This is a genomic window from Blastocatellia bacterium (genome assembly GCA_016713405.1).
Taxonomy (GTDB): domain Bacteria; phylum Acidobacteriota; class Blastocatellia; order Chloracidobacteriales; family JADJPF01; genus JADJPF01.
The window spans coordinates 92464-107491 of record JADJPF010000003.1 but is presented as its reverse complement, the minus strand read 5'-3'; the positions used below and the strand labels follow the sequence as shown (position 1 = coordinate 107491).

The window sequence follows — 15028 nt, the reverse complement described above, 5'->3', positions numbered from 1 at the left end:
AAATTACCCATAATTATTATGCTCCAGTGAGGACTTCCCATGCGTAATAAAATCCAAAAATAATACTTGCAACACTAGCAAAAAATTTTATTGGAATATGAATATTTTCAAGCTTTGTGGAAGTAAAAACAAACGGTAAGCTAATAAAAACACTGATTAAAAGCATTCCACCAATTGAGCCAATACCAAAAACCAATAAGTAAATTAAACCTAATAATTGCTTGTCTCCACGCATTACTTCTGTAAGCACTAGAAGTGTTAAAGCGGCTGAACCTGCTAAACCATGCACCATTCCAACAATTAAGGGCTGAAAACTAAGATTTGCAAAGAAACTTTTTCCATTGTCTACTTTATTATTAATTGTATTCTCATGGGAATGTTGGTGTGAATGAACCTTTTTTACGATTACGTAATAAATAATAGAGAATACGTCCACCAAGGAAAATAATCATTAACGCTACTGAAAATTCAAGTATTGTAGCAACTCCTTCTGGAATAGCTACTTGTAAAAAAATTACAAATATTCCAGCAATAAATAATGAAATTGTATGTCCAATCCCCCAAAGCATTCCAACTAGTCCTGAACGCAGTACAGAACCTTGTTGGCTTACAATTGTTGTTACTGCAATTACGTGATCTGCTTCTATGGCGTGTTTTAGTCCTAGTAACAACCCTAATCCTAAAGCTAAAGAAAATGTTTCTTTCAATCTAATGCTCCTTCTTGTTTATAAGTTTTAAAGCTAAAAAACCACTTAAACCGCCTACGGCAATTAGTTTTTAGCTAAGTTTCTGCCGCCATCGAACGCTTCAGTGGCTTTAGTTCTTTGTTTGTAAATTTTTGAGTTTATTTAGTAGTTTTTGAGCAACGCAATTATAAACTAGTTTTTGTGTTACGAAAATAAATTTTGTGTTACTTATTGGCGTAAATAAAGGTCACTCTTAGAAGACCTTTATTTATTAATTAAACTACTCTATATTGCCCTGGTGCAGCACGTCCTGGAACGCCTTCAACCTTAAATTGGCTTGCACGTCCACCATCATAACGGCCAATATGAATATGTGGGCCACCTGTTGCAGTATTTGAACCATGCCAAATTACTTCATAACCACCATTTAAGATACCACTAGATTTTAATCGAGAAAAAACTTCTGCGTCAGATACGCCATTGACATGTAAATCTACTGCTCGGTGTGCTAAGTGTAAGCTAGTACGGCTACCGCCTTTGGGTACAAAGTCACGATCTCCGCTAGTAACAGAAATATTTTTTCCAAAAAAGTCTGCTACCTGTTCTAACTTGTTGCGTAGCACTGGATCAGAAACTTCTTTGCCGTTATAAGAAACTCTGCCATTACCATTGCTAGCAGGTGCGTTAGGGCTATTATCTGGTCTGTTGGGTCTGTTATTACCGCGAACATCATCTTGATTAACTGGCCCACGAGAGAAAGCTGCACGGCTTTGAGGGCCATAAATACCATCTGCTGTAATGCCTCGGCTTTGTTGGAAGGATTTTAAGGCTGCTTCTGTTCGTGGCCCAAAAACACCGTCTACTTGGCCAGGGTTAAAACCTTTATCTTTTAAGGCTTCTTGAAGTTGGGTTACAGCAGGCCCTCGGCTACCTTCTTTTAATAGTCCAGAAACTTCTGGCGGACGCTCATCAGGGCTAGAGGCTTTGCTACTCTTAAGCCGTCAAAACTTCCACGAGAGCTTGCAGAAGGCATGTTTAATTCTTGTCCTGCATAAATTAAATTAGGGTTTTTTATCTGTGGATTAGCTTTTATTAAGTCGTTTAGTCCGACACCTTGACGTTTGGCTATGTCAGACATAGTGTCTCCTGGCTTAATTGTGTAAGAATTATTTGAACTGGAAGTAGATTTTATACCATCACTACCAACACCTTTAATCATAACTTGCCCCCTTCTACAAAATAGCAAATGATATTAAATAATATTTTAGATTTGCACATCTTATCGGGTAGCAACTAATTAAAGTTGTGTTAAGACAGGCCCATCAGACAAGCCCATCAGACTAGTCTATTACCAAATGCCGCTACGGTTTAAATTTCTTTAAGCCCCAGAGGGCCTTGTGGTAATAGGCCAGTCCTTAAGGGCTGGTGACTATTCAAGTAGTATCAATTTATCATCTTTAACGTAGCCAATCATTCCTTCTTTAACAAAGCTTAATGGGCCTACGCTTCCACCAACTTTTAGTTTAAGTAAGCGTTTTCCTTCAGAGTTAAAAGACATTAAAAACTCATTGTCCACTAAGTAGATTATTCCATCTTTATCAACAATTGGTTGATGACGAAGTAGCATTCCAACAGCATCAATCTCATGTTCCCAAATAACTTTGCCATTAGATTGAAGCCGTGCAATATGGCTTTCAGAAAATGCTATCCATTCACCATTTAGATATTCTGCAAAAATTGCTGGACGGTTATAGCGGCCATAAAGTTCACCTCTAGGAGTATAAATTGCGGAAAATTCTTCGTTAAATGAACCTAGGGCAGAAAATTGACGCGAATTGACTACAGGTAGTAAGTCAGCATCTTTTAATCCTGTATCCCAAATTATTTGGCCTTCTAATGTGACTCGGCAAATTCCTAGTTGAGAATAACCAGAAATTAAAAAGTATTGTCATCAAACATTGCTACAGGTCGGATATCATAACCAAATACACCTAATTCTTGGACAGTTTCAAAGCCAAAAAGATAAGCTGCGCCTTGTGTAGATGTTAAAATTAACTCATCAGAGTAAGTAATATTAGGTGAGAGTCCAGAATCATCAGGCGATAGCCCAGGCATATCTATTTGATAAACTAGTTGACCTTTTTGGTCAAACATTACCATTGCATTGCGTAAAACAACCAGTGTACAACCATTAGCTAACGCAATTGGGATTGAATGAAAAACATATCTATCATCTATTAAGTCATCATCATTGGTATGTTTTCTTAGTATTTTGGAGACATAGGCGTCTTCAAAGTCTTGTTCTTCATAGTCGTCGTCATCATCGTCATCATCATCATCATCATCGTCATCATCATCATCGTAGTCATCATCATCGTCATCATCGTCATCGTAGTCATCATCATCATCATCATGATCTGCAACTTCATTGTATTGGGCTAGGGCAACAGACCAAAGAATTTCACCCTCTAGGGTTAAAGCTGTGAGAGAACCGTTATTTATAGTTCTTAAAGTTCCATCTTGGGCAACTACTACACCACGGATTAGGTTATTAATAGAAACACCATCATAGGGTAGAGCAATTTTTTTAACAATTTTGCCTAAACTAGGGCCTGCAACATTGACATGGGCGCGATTACCCTGATCGCCGCCGCTTCTGGGCCAAATGCTATTAGCTAAAGGAAATAATTTTTCTGTCATAAATATTATTAAATTTTATTTTTAAGGTTTGAATTTTAATGTTGACAAAAGTTTTAACAGCCTAACAAAGAAATGTAAATAAAATATGTCGTAAAATCTTCTTCTTTTCTGCTTAAGTCAATGGTAAATTGTCGCTATGGGTGGCTATCTTACTGACATTACAGGAATTAAAGTAGGGCATTTTACTAGTCTGCTACGGCCTACAGGTTGCACAGCAATATTAGTAGAAAGAGGTGCTATTGCTGGGGTAGATGTTAGGGGTGGTGCGCCTGGAACAAGGGAAACCGACCTTCTTAAACCAACTAGCACAATTCAAATGGTTCATGCCATTACGCTTAGCGGCGGAAGTGCTTTTGGGCTAGATTCTGCAACAGGAGTAATGCAATTTTTAGCAGAAAAAAATATTGGTTTTGATGTCAAAGTTGCAAAAGTGCCAATTGTACCAGCAGCAGTAATTTTTGATCTTAACTTAGGCGATAGTCCTATTTATCCTACGGCTTCAGATGGTTATGAGGCAGCAAAATTAGCTGCAAGAGGGCCTTTTGCTACTGGCAATGTTGGTGCTGGTGCTGGTGCTACAGTAGGAAAAGTGTTTGGATTTGACCGTGCTACACGTGGTGGATTAGGTACAGCTAGCATTAAATTAGGTAATTTAGTAGTAGCAGCTTTGGTTGTAGTAAATGCAGCAGGTGATATCATTGATCCAGAAACAGGCTGGCGTGTAGCGGGCGCACTTTCTGACAGCCGAGATACTTTAATGGATATTATGTCGGCTATTAGAGATGGAAAACGACCAAATATTTTTGCTGGACAAAATACTACACTTGGTGTAGTTGCTACCAATGCTCGTTTAACTAAAACGGATGCTACAAAACTGGCAGAAATGGCACATGCTGGGCTAGCACGTACAATTAACCCAGTTCATACGCCTTTTGATGGAGACACAATTTTTGCTCTCTCAACAAGTGATTATTCTCATGCTGTAGATTTACTTACTTTGGGATCTTTAGCGGCTGATGTAGTTGCAAATGCTGTACTTAATGCTGTTCAAACGGCTGAACCTTATGAATCAATTCCCGCTGCAAGAGATTTAATAAGAATATAAAAATTATGGCTGCAAGTGTTGCCCATTGTCGGCTAAATTTAACCGCTGAGCAAATTCTAGCTTTTATCCTTAAACTTCCTGATACCTTCTATCCAACTATCTTAGATAGCTGTAAATACCAAGATTATGGGCTTTACTCAGGCCGTTTTCTAATTGCTGGCTATAATCCTGAAAGTTGTTTGCAAATTACCAACCAACAAGCTTACTTATTTTCTCGAAGTGGCGAAAATATAATTAATGGTAATGCTTTAGATGTGTTGGATGAAATGCTTGATGAGCGACGACCCAAAGAACTTATAAACGTTGATCTTCCGTTAGCTAACAGCGGGGCCATGGGCTTTTTTTCTTATGAGCTAAATCAATATTTTGAAAAATTGCCGACTATGCCAACATCTAGCCATTATTTACCAGATATTTTTTTATGCTTTTATACAACTTTAATTGTTTATGACTATTTGACTAATGAAGCTACTTTAATTATCTATGGTCAAAGTCCTGAGCAGTGCCAAACAAGACTGCAAGCGGCTCAAAAACAACTAGAACGCTTTACTAGTAGCTTTGCAGTCAATTTTTCTAACTTAAATATTGAGCTTAAAAAATTAAGATATCACTCAACTTTTAACAAAACCGCTTATTTACAAGCAGTTGAGAAAATAAAAAACTATATTGCCGAAGGAGATATTTACCAGGCTAACTTAACTCAACAGTTTCAAATTGAATTAGAAAACTTAACAGCACAAGAAATTTTTCTTCGCCTAAGAAAATATTTTCCTGTCCCTTTTAGTGCTTATCTAAAAACTCCTGATTGGGCCGTAGTCAGTGCTTCGCCAGAAAGATTTCTTCATCGTCAAGGAAAAAATATTGCTGCTTACCCAATTAAAGGAACTCGTCCACGAGGCAAAGATTTTGCGTCGGATAAAGAATTAGCAGCAGAATTACAAAGCAGTGAAAAAGACATTGCAGAAAATATTATGATTGTTGATTTGCTACGTAATGATTTGGGCAGAATTTCAGAGCTAGGAACGATTGATGCGAGCAATGTTTTATCGCTTCAAGCCTTACCAACAGTATTTCATTTAGTTTCTAAAGTTAGTGGGCAAATAAAAGAAAACACAAAGTTTAGTGAGATATTAAGAGCAACTTTTCCCTGTGGTTCAATTACAGGTGCGCCAAAAATCAGAGCGATGGAGATTTTATCTAAAATAGAGCCATTAAAACGGGGTTTGTCGATGGGTGCAATAGGTTGGGTTGGCTATGATGGGGATTTAGATTTAAGCGTAGCTATTCGCACTCTATTTATACAAAATAATTGCGGCTATTTTAATGTTGGAGGTGGAATTGTTGCTGATTCTGACCCGCTGGCAGAATACCAAGAATCATTAATAAAAGCTGAAGCAATGTTTCAAGCTATTGGGCTGAAAGTCTAACAATTTACAAAACATTGCCATTATTACTACCGCTATTACCACTATTACTATTATTGGTATTGTAAGCTGTATAAGCCCCAGAAAGCTTTTTGTAACTCCCAGTTCCGCTAGTTATGTGGGCAAATTCTGGTAAGGTTTTTAATGCCTGCCCTGTAAAAGAACGTCGGACGCGGGCAATATCTTCTGGCGCACCTTCGGCGACAATTCTTCCACCTTGTGAGCCGCCTTCCGGCCCTAAATCTATAACCCAATCTGCCGTTTTGATTATGTCTAAATGGTGTTCAATTATAATTACTGTGTTACCCAGTTCTACTAATCGTTGTAATACATCCAAAAGTTTACGTACATCTTCAAAATGTAGCCCTGTAGTAGGTTCGTCTAAAATATAAACTGTCCGACCAGTTGCACGCCGACTTAATTCTTTAGCTAGCTTAATTCTTTGTGCTTCACCACCGGAAAGTGTAGTAGCTGATTGACCTAGCTTAATATAACCTAAGCCAACTTCAAAAAGTGTTTGTAATTTTTGCTTAATTTGGGGAATGGTAGATAGAATTTCCAAGGCTTCTTCAACCGTTTTGTCTAGCATTTCAGCAATGGAAAGCCCTTTATAACGCACAGCTAAAGTTTCTCGGTTATAACGCGCACCTTGGCAAACATCACAAAGCACATAGACATCTGGCAAGAAATTCATTTCAATACATTTTAATCCATCACCTTGGCAAGTTTCACAACGTCCGCCCTTGACATTAAAAGAAAAACGTCCTGCTTTATAGCCTCGTTCTTTAGATTCAGGGAGTGAAGCGTAAAACTCCCGAATAGGAGTAAAAAGACCTGTATAAGTTGCAGGATTTGAACGGGGTGTTCGCCCAATTGGGGATTGATCAATTTCTATAACTTTATCAATATGATCAATTCCTTCCATAGAAATATGTTCGCCAGGTTCAGCCAAACTTTTATATAAATTACGTGCTAGGCCACGATAAAGAATATCGCCAACTAAAGTAGATTTACCAGAACCAGAAACCCCAGTAACAACAGTAAATAACCCTAGAGGGAAATTTACGTCTAATTTTTTTAAGTTATTAGCTGATGCTCCTAAAATACGTAAGCTTTTTCCATTAGGCAGACGACGTTGTTTTGGTACAGGGATTTTTAATTTTCCAGAAATATATTTTCCAGTTAAAGAGTCGTTTTCTTGGGATAAAGTTTTAGGGCTACCAGACGCAACAATAGTTCCGCCATGTGTACCAGCACCTGGGCCAAGGTCTACAACATGATCTGCACGGCGAATAGTTTCTTCATCGTGTTCTACAACTAAAACCGTATTGCCAAGGTCACGCAAGCGAAACAAAGTTTCAAGTAGTTGCTGATTGTCGCGGGGATGAAGACCAATACTAGGCTCATCTAAAACGTAAAGCACGCCTCTTAGTTGTGATCCTATTTGAGTTGCTAGGCGGATTCGTTGACCTTCGCCACCTGAAAGCGTTGTTGCAGCACGATCTAAAGATAAATAGCCTAGTCCAACACGTCTTAAAAATTGAAGTCGGTTTTGAATTTCTTTAAGTATTGGCCCGGCTATTTTTTCTTCTCGTTTAGTTAGCTTAATTTCCTCAAAAGCTGTTACTGCTTCTGATATTGGCATTTCTACATAATCAGAAATTGTAAAATTAGCAACTCTTACAGCTAAAGATTCTGGACGAAGGCGTTTACCTTCACAAGCTGCACAAGGGCTAGGAAAAATTAGTCCTTCTAGGGCTGTTCTGGTTTTATCCGTTTTAGCATCCTCATAGCGACGTTTTAGCAAACTAACAGCCCCACCCCAAGCAGCACTATATTCATAGCCGCTATATTCAAATGTTAATTTGTCTTTTGTTCCAGACAGAAAGGCTTCTTTGGCTTTTTCTGGCAGGTCAGCAAAAGTTTTGTCTTTGGTAATATCAAATTTTTCTGCTATTGCAATTAAAGCTTCTTTTAGTTGGCTATTTGTTTGCTCATCATCTGGAACAAAGTCTAGTTCTGATAAAGGTTTAGAGTCATCCACTACTAAGCGTAAGGGATTAACTTGCATTTGAATACCAATTCCGTTACAAGTTCGACAAGCACCATAGGGGCTATTAAAAGAAAAAGATCGAGGCTCAAAAGTGGGTAAACTTAAACCACAATTTACACAAGTCATTTTTTCCGAGTAAAGTTTTTCTGTGCCATCAACAATAGAAACAAGCACAATCCCATCAGTTAATTTTGCTGCTAAAGTAACAGAATCAGCTAATCGTTTTTGTATTCCAGATTTAATCATTAAACGATCTACTACAACTTCAATAGTGTGATTGCGGCGTTTATCTAAACGGATATCGTCGTCTAATGAGCGCATTTCCCCATCAATACGAGCGCGTAAGAATCCGTCTTTAAGCAATTTTTCGATTTCTTTCTTAAATTCACCTTTGCGACCGCGAACAATTGGGGCCAAAATCATTACTCGCTCGCCTTCAGGCAGTTCTAGCAAGCTAGCAATTATTTGCTCTACAGATTGCCGAGTAATTTGCTGACCACATTGATAACAAGCAGGTTGACCAATGGAAGAAAATAGCAAGCGTAGATAATCATAGATTTCTGTTACAGTTCCTACAGTAGAACGAGGACTACGACTAGTAGTTTTTTGCTCAATAGAAATAGCTGGGCTAAGACCCTCTATGCTATCAACATCAGGCTTTTCTAGTTGCTCTAAAAACTGACGGGCATAAGCCGAAAGTGAATCAACATAACGACGTTGACCTTCAGCATAAATAGTGTCAAAAGCTAGGGAGGATTTGCCAGAACCGCTTAAACCTGTGATTACAGTTAATTTATTACGAGGAATCTCTACACTAATATTTTTTAAGTTATGTTGCCGTGCGCCGCGAACTATTATTTTTTCTAACACAAGGAATCCTTACAGAATAAAAATTTTGCCTATTGCAAAACTTTCATTTTAACTGAGGCGAAAAACAGGTGGCAAGCACTAACAACCAGCGTGTTTGCAAATTAAAAATTTGGACAATAAATAGCTAACAAAAGCTAAAGGCTAAAACTTGCAAATTTTTCATTGTCAGAATAATGCTGATCAAATAAACTTGGTAAAAGGAATTTTATTTATAAGAAATTAACCCTAATTAATTTGCTTATTAGAAAGAGTAACTTAGCAATGTTTTGTTCAAAATGTGGCACTCAACAAGCACCTGTCACACGCATTTGCATAAAGTGTAATGCCCCATTGCCTGTTACTAATAATCCTGAGCTTTTTACCCCAACAAGTCGATCTGGCCCATCTGGACAATTAAAATCTGGCCCATCTGGGCAGCTAAGATTAAATTCTCAAGAGAAAAATAATTGGCCCGTTGTTGGACAATCTCCGCAAATACCACAAATGCCAGCAATTCCATTATCTCCATTGCCTCCATTACCTCCATTGCCGGCACCGCCACAACAAAACTATCAGCTACAACCTTTACCAAAACAAGAAGTAACCCCACCAGTTTTAGCTGAAAAACCTTCTCCACCTGGTTGGAATGGAGACTCTATTGAGCGACCTAAGTATGTTTATCCAAGTGTTGAAATGACTAAAGATACAGGAAGTTATAAACCAGGACAGTTTTTACAACCTTATATGCAAGGTTTTCAACCTAATGCTTACGCACCAGGTCAACCAATGCCAGCACCATTTACACCGCCAACAAATGCTAGCAAACGTGCTATTTGGGGCTTAATTTTTAGTGTTTTATCTTTTGCCTTTTGTCCAATAATAACGGCTATTGTAGGAGTTGTTTTAAGTCATCAAGAACTAGTAGCAATTGAAAGAGGGCTTGCACCAATAGCAGGAAAACCTGTTGCTCAAGCGGGTTATTATGTAGGTTTAGCTAATATATTTTTATATGTAATATGTTTTGCTTTAGCTTTTCTTATAGTGCTTATTTAGTATCTTCTTCCTTATTGGCTTTTTTTCCTTCTAACATATCCAAAAAAGAAATGTCGTCTTTATCTTTAATAGTTTGGTCTGCACCCAATTCAAGTAAAGTTTTGGTTAAGGAAAAAAAATCGTAGTTTGAGTCTTTTTCATAAGCATACATAAGGGCTGTTTTTCCATCTTTATCCTGAATATTGATATCTGCACCAGCCAAAATCAAAAGTTTTATAATCTCACTACAAGAGATAAAATCCTTATAAGCATAGTGAGCAGAACAGCTACAACCTTTATTTGCGCTAATGTACCTCATTAAAGGTGTTTTACCATCTTTGTCTTGTATATTAACATTTGCACCTGCTCTTAAGAGGGTTTCAAGCGAAGAAATGCAATACATACCTGACCCACTTGCCATAAACAAAGCGTTTTCGCCTTCGTTATTTTCTAAATTTAGATTAGCTCCCGACTGAACCAAAAATTTTATATACTCATCACTATGAGAGCCATATCTTAGAAATCCCATCAAAATAGTTTCGCCATATTCATTTTTAGCATTGATATCAGTAATTTCTTTTCCTTCACATTCTGAGATTATTTTAAGGGGATCATCACTAGATATAGTTGGGCCAAAGCCAGGAATAAACGCCACTTTTCCAGCATATTCTGTTATTGGAATATCTGGATACTTTGTTTTTTTAGAGGTTTTTTTAAACTTTGCTCCAGATTCTTTAAGAAGTTCTATCATATCTTGTTGGTTAGTTTTTATAGCACAAATATAAGCAGTTACCCCTTTATTTGTTTTAGCGTTAACATCTGCACCACAGGCTATTAATAAACTAGCTGCTTCCAAATTACCTAAACAAACAGCAGTCATTAAAGGAGTCATAAAGGTTTCTTCATTATGAAATGTTTGATCAATTTTAATATTAGGATTTGCACCAGCAGCAAGTAATGTTATTAGTATACTGTTGTAAGTGTTGGTAAAAGTGTTAGAAGGTTTTTCTATTTGAGAAAGTAACATTATTGCTGGTTCTACTATTAAGTTTGCTTCTTCGCCATAGACAGCATCAACTTTTGCTCCAGCATTAATCAACATTTGCACAATTTCCACGTGTCCCATTTTTATAGCTATGCTTAGAGGGTTGGAATATTCAGAAACTAGATTAACATCTGCACCAACTGAGATTAAAGCTGCAACCATTTCTTTATGACCAAGTGCAGAAGCTCTTATTAGAGGTGGAAAATAATAATATTCACTGTTTATGTTTGCACCTTTAGCAATAAGTTCTAATGCTTTGTCTACATTTGCTCTACCTACAGCTTTAACAAGTGCCTCATCAAGTTCTTGTTGCTTTTTTTGTGCTTTTTCTTCTTCAGTTTCTTCTATGGTTTTAGTTTCTTCTGTAGTTTCTTGTTGAACTTCTTCTACTTGCTCAACTTCTTCAATTGCTTGAATTTCTTCAGTTTCTTGAACAGGTTCAACTTGTTCTGGATTTTCATTTTGTTCTTGGAAAACTTCTTTAGCATAAGTTGAGGAAGTGCTAATGTTGGTTGAAATTAGAAGCAGAAAACTAAGTAGGATAAAATAATTTGCCCAAGATTTTTTCATAACTAGCTCCCACAGCGTTATTATCTATAGATATTTTTTTAGAATGCTAGGTTGCAGCCGTTTAATAAAATATTTATTTTACGGAATTGTTATTTAGTAGTTTTCAATTAACAAAAGTGCAAAAGCTTAAAATTACCAATCTACAGGCAAATAATTTCTAAATAATTTGCCAAAAGTTACTTGGTGTTTGATTGCGCTAACTATAGGGTCATAAATTCGTGCTGCACCATCAACTTCATCAAGCGGAGGGACAAAACCTTTTAAGCGCATTTGTTCGCGTTTTGAATAACTTCCTTCATGAGTAATCCAACCTGTATCAACGCTATTCATAAAAATATTATCTTCTGCATAGTCGCTTGCAGAAGTTCGAGTCATCATATTGAGTGCTGCTTTACTCATATTGACATGCGGATGTTGAGAGGTTTTATTTATACGGTTAAATTGTGCATCTAAACCACATACATTAACTACAAAGCGATTTTTATTTTTTGATTTAAGAAATAAAGGTTTCAGTTTTGCAGTTAAAATACAAGGTGCAGCAGTGTTGATTAACAAAACTTCTAGTAGTTCTCGCACCTCCACTTCATGCAATTTTAGCGTCCAACTATTTTTTTCACGTTTATCTATAGGTTGTCCATGACGATCTAAATCTAAAATTAAATTTTGCACCAAGTTCAAAGTTTGTTTAGACTCGGCTAAAGACTGTATTGAGCTAAATTGTTTTTGAGAGCTAGAAAGAATTTTTAATTCTTTTTCAGTTTCTAATTTATAAAATTCTGCTTCGTGTGAAACCGTTTGTGCTGCATTATTAACTAAAATATCAAGTGCAGGCCAATGGATTTCTAAATAGTTTATAAAACTTAATAGCGAGTGCAAATCACGAAAATCTAGCGGTTGAATAAAAAGACGATCTTGCCAAATCTTAAAGTCAGGCTCTTTGCTAAAACGTTCCAAAGCATCTTGAGCAAAGCGAGTTGTCACCATCACAGTAGCATTATCACGCAGCAATTTTAATGCTGTTTGAAAACCAATTTTAATACGTCCGCCTGTTACTAAGCTGTAATAACCTGTTAGGTCAATTTTTTGATTACGTTTTTTATAATTAAACTCTGCACAATCAAAACAAAGCTTTGGTAAAAAAATGTATTTCACGATAAGCTTTACCGCAGCAGTAACAAGACTTTGAGCCACCTTTAACACTAGTAGTTTTAAGCTCTGTATTTTGTTCTTCTATTTTTTCACCTTTATGAACACGAGCAATAGAAGTGCTAGCAATAATTTTTTGGTCTGCAATGTAGTTTTCTTGGCGATCTTGTTTTGAGCGTTCTTGACGCAAAGCTTGTTCTTCTTCAGTTAAATTTGACGCAGCTTCTTTGCGGTTACGTTTACGAGCTTTTTTATAAAGATTTGTAGCTAGTCGCTCAATTTTTTCTAAATCTAAAGCACAACTAGGATCATCAATAACCCTGGTTAAAACTTCTAAACAAGTGTCCCAATCAGCTTTTTGCATAGTTAATTTTTTTAAGTTTCTAAAATAGGTTGGTAGTCCTCTACTTTGTTAAAACCCGCTAGCCAAGCCGCAGCAGCCTTGCAAGAGTTAATGTTAGGTGGAACAGGTAGAAGATATTCACGTGCCGTTGAAGGACAAGAGCAACGCAAATACCTAACAAGTTGTTCACTCCAATTTGTTCTAACGCGAACTTGAATTAATGAACGTTTTCCGCCAGCGTCTTTATCTGAATCAATGGTTGAGGCATTTGCTTTTGAAAGTACACGCTCAATTCCAACTCTTTCTAGCATAAGTCGGCGAATTTCTGCATTTGATTCAGTCAAAATTCTATCGGAAGTTAATGTTTCTGGAGCAAAAATAATGTCTGATGTAATCCAATGACCGCGCCAAGATACACGACAATTTTGCATTGTTTTAGGCAAAGATTTTATTGAACATCCTGAAACTTCTAAACGGCCTATAAATTTCATAGAATCAGGTAAATGCAGCAACTTAAAACAATTTGTTAAAGTTAATTTATCTTCCTCAGTCACAAAAAAACTAAGTTTATTAGGTAGAGCTTGCAAAAACTCACAATTTGTTAAATCAAGTTGGGCTATGGAATATGAAGGATCAGAAAAAGACTCAAGCTTTACGCAATCACAAAAGCTTAAAGAAAAGTTTGGTGCTAGCAATGATTCTATTTTTTCTAAATTTTTACAGTTTGTTATTCTAATAGAATTAGATTCTAACAAACTGTCTTTCATTAAATTAATAGGGACTCTATTAATTTTTATTACTTTGCTGGTATTTACATAATAAGGTAGATTTTTTAGTGGACAATTAATTATTGTAAGTTGCTCTAAAGAGGCCGTTTCTAGACAAAGTAAACTAGGTGCTAAAGAAGTTAAATTTGGACAGCTTTCTAGATGAATTAGCTCTTTAATGTCCATTTTATAGGGAAGTGATTCAACTCCACAACCTATTAAAAATAATCGTTTAGCTTTTAGATCATCAGGTAGTTTATGTAGTTTTGGACAAGAAATTAAAATTAAATCTTCATTAACATGAAGTTTATCAGGAAGTTTTTCCAACTTTTCGCAACCGTGTAGTAAAAGGCTTCCACCTAGAACTAATTTACTTGGAAAAGAGCGTAAATTAGCAGCACTTCGGATAACTAAATCTCCTTTTACCTCCAAATTATCTGGTAAATAGGCCAAAGGGATTTTTCCATCTTTACTTAATTTTGCTAAAAAATCAGTTTTTGCAGAAGTTTTAACTAGCTTTCGTTGATGTTGGGGAGTGATGCTTAAACGACCTCCAATAAACAAATTGCCTTCTACTTTTAAGTTTTTTCCAATTCGAGAAAGCCTTTGACATTGGCGTAGATCTAAATCACCTTTTACAGTTAAATTTCCTGGCAAAGAGCGAAGCCTTAATTGTGCTAAAGAAAGCGAGCCTTGAATTTTAAGATCTTGAGGAGCTTTTCCAGTAGCTAAAAGCTTAACAAGCTCAATCCATGAGTCATAAAATTGTGAACTTTCAACAGATTTTTGTACACCTTTTGAGTTAAGCAAAAACGACATGAGAAAACCAAATCCTTGTTAATCAATAACCATTCTAAATGAGCCGCGTAAATCATACTCACGTTGTCGCCAAATTCGATATATGCCAGAAGTTAGAGCAATTGTAGCGTGTTCAGGATGAATAATTTCTGCTTTTTCAAAAACTTCTAAATAAAGCGTGCCTACTTCTTTTTCTGAAGAGAACAAACTTTCAAAAATACGTCCTGTTCGGTGGTCTGCTAGGCTGTGAGTATGACCGCTAGTTTCACCATAAACTAAAATGCGGCCTTTTTTTCGTTTTATATCTTCTTTTTCAGGGAGTTCATCACATTCTTGAATTAGAACATCGCCTTGCCTATAGAGTAGTTTTTTCTTTTCTGACATAAAGTTTTCCCACAAAACAGTTTTATTTTATAAAACCCAGAAACCTGAATGGAATTGAACCATTTTCCTCATTTGGTTTTGGAGACCAAGACGCTCTACGGGTGAGCTACAAGTTTTCTGGGCTAT

Annotated in this window: 15 protein-coding genes and 1 pseudogene; 3 read left to right on the top strand and 13 right to left on the bottom strand. The window is 36.6% G+C overall.

Annotated elements, in window-relative coordinates; all coding sequences use genetic code 11:
- Window positions 1–16 precede the first annotated feature (16 nt).
- From IPK14_03770 to IPK14_03740, 7 genes and pseudogenes are all read right to left on the bottom strand, one after another.
- Window positions 17–436: a sulfite exporter TauE/SafE family protein gene (locus tag IPK14_03770; protein ID MBK7992544.1), complete on the bottom strand. Its 420-nt coding sequence runs from the start codon at window positions 434–436 to the stop codon at window positions 17–19.
- Window positions 369–707, bottom strand: coding sequence for a hypothetical protein (locus IPK14_03765; GenBank protein MBK7992543.1), 339 nt, complete (start codon window positions 705–707; stop codon window positions 369–371). The genes IPK14_03770 and IPK14_03765 overlap by 68 nt, the downstream gene beginning before the upstream one ends.
- A gap of 254 nt (window positions 708–961) precedes the next feature.
- Window positions 962–1309: a hypothetical protein gene (locus tag IPK14_03760; protein MBK7992542.1), complete on the bottom strand. Its 348-nt coding sequence runs from the start codon at window positions 1307–1309 to the stop codon at window positions 962–964.
- A 144-nt stretch (window positions 1310–1453) separates the two neighbouring features.
- Window positions 1454–1630, bottom strand: a pseudogene (locus IPK14_03755) (peptidoglycan-binding protein).
- Entirely contained in the window at window positions 1624–1905 is a 282-nt protein-coding gene (locus IPK14_03750; GenBank protein ID MBK7992541.1) for a LysM peptidoglycan-binding domain-containing protein, read from the bottom strand. Before IPK14_03750 ends, IPK14_03755 begins: the two are co-directional and overlap by 7 nt.
- 210 nt (window positions 1906–2115) lie before the next feature.
- Window positions 2116–2313 carry a hypothetical protein gene (locus tag IPK14_03745; GenBank protein ID MBK7992540.1) on the bottom strand — a complete coding sequence of 66 codons (198 nt, stop codon included), beginning with the start codon at window positions 2311–2313 and terminating at the stop codon, window positions 2116–2118.
- 308 nt (window positions 2314–2621) lie between these two features.
- On the bottom strand, window positions 2622–3386 hold the full coding sequence (locus IPK14_03740; GenBank protein MBK7992539.1) for a hypothetical protein: 765 nt from the start codon (window positions 3384–3386) through the stop codon (window positions 2622–2624).
- 136 nt (window positions 3387–3522) lie between these two features.
- On the opposite strand from IPK14_03740, the gene IPK14_03735 reads away from it, so the two are divergent.
- Together IPK14_03735 and pabB are read left to right on the top strand one after the other, a co-directional pair.
- Window positions 3523–4491, top strand: a complete 969-nt coding sequence (locus tag IPK14_03735) for a P1 family peptidase (GenBank protein MBK7992538.1) — start codon at window positions 3523–3525, stop codon at window positions 4489–4491.
- A 5-nt stretch (window positions 4492–4496) separates the two neighbouring features.
- The gene (gene pabB, locus IPK14_03730; GenBank protein MBK7992537.1) at window positions 4497–5918 is read left to right on the top strand and encodes an aminodeoxychorismate synthase component I; all 1422 of its coding nucleotides are present in this window, start codon (window positions 4497–4499) and stop codon (window positions 5916–5918) included.
- Between the two features lie 4 nt (window positions 5919–5922).
- Here the strand turns inward: pabB and uvrA are convergent, their stop codons facing one another.
- Entirely contained in the window at window positions 5923–8838 is a 2916-nt protein-coding gene (gene uvrA, locus IPK14_03725) for an excinuclease ABC subunit UvrA (protein ID MBK7992536.1), read from the bottom strand.
- A gap of 261 nt (window positions 8839–9099) precedes the next feature.
- Here uvrA and IPK14_03720 point away from each other — a divergent pair, with 261 nt between their 5' ends.
- The gene (locus tag IPK14_03720) at window positions 9100–9870 is read left to right on the top strand and encodes a hypothetical protein (GenBank protein ID MBK7992535.1); all 771 of its coding nucleotides are present in this window, start codon (window positions 9100–9102) and stop codon (window positions 9868–9870) included.
- On the opposite strand, the gene IPK14_03715 is transcribed toward IPK14_03720, so the two are convergent.
- The 5 genes from IPK14_03715 to IPK14_03695 form a co-directional block, all read right to left on the bottom strand.
- Window positions 9863–11464, bottom strand: a complete 1602-nt coding sequence (locus tag IPK14_03715; protein ID MBK7992534.1) for an ankyrin repeat domain-containing protein — start codon at window positions 11462–11464, stop codon at window positions 9863–9865. The genes IPK14_03720 and IPK14_03715 overlap by 8 nt on opposite strands.
- A gap of 132 nt (window positions 11465–11596) precedes the next feature.
- The gene (locus IPK14_03710; GenBank protein ID MBK7992533.1) at window positions 11597–12616 is read right to left on the bottom strand and encodes an SDR family oxidoreductase; all 1020 of its coding nucleotides are present in this window, start codon (window positions 12614–12616) and stop codon (window positions 11597–11599) included.
- Window positions 12582–12974, bottom strand: coding sequence for a hypothetical protein (locus IPK14_03705; protein MBK7992532.1), 393 nt, complete (start codon window positions 12972–12974; stop codon window positions 12582–12584). The genes IPK14_03710 and IPK14_03705 overlap by 35 nt, the downstream gene beginning before the upstream one ends.
- A gap of 11 nt (window positions 12975–12985) precedes the next feature.
- A complete protein-coding gene (locus tag IPK14_03700) occupies window positions 12986–14539 on the bottom strand; it encodes a hypothetical protein (protein MBK7992531.1) in 1554 nt (517 codons plus the stop codon).
- Between the two features lie 18 nt (window positions 14540–14557).
- A complete protein-coding gene (locus IPK14_03695; protein ID MBK7992530.1) occupies window positions 14558–14902 on the bottom strand; it encodes a hypothetical protein in 345 nt (114 codons plus the stop codon).
- Window positions 14903–15028: the final 126 nt, after the last annotated feature.